The 231-nt window shown below is 41.1% G+C and carries 1 pseudogene; it reads right to left on the reverse strand.

The annotated features are described in order from the left end of the window. Window positions 1–231: pseudogene (locus AAEY87_RS14465) on the reverse strand (LysR family transcriptional regulator); the annotation flags it as partial.

Genomic DNA, 231 nt, shown 5'->3' on the forward strand with positions numbered 1-231 from the left:
TAAATACTCTCGCTAATTGGATTAGCTAAATGGTGCGTTTTAATAAGCGCAGGTTTATTAAATGCGCTAACGGCATGCGCAGGTAAAACCGTAAAACCTAGCCCTAAACTTACCGGCTCCAGTATTAAACTTATCTGGTTAGAAAACCCCGTGCGTTTAATTTGATCAATATGTTCAAACTCACTGTAGTTTTCGCTCAGTAATAGCTGTGCGTGGTGTTTTGCATCGGGG

It is taken from the genome of Psychrobacter sp. S1-30-MNA-CIBAN-0213, assembly GCF_040309845.1.
GTDB lineage: Bacteria > Pseudomonadota > Gammaproteobacteria > Pseudomonadales > Moraxellaceae > Psychrobacter.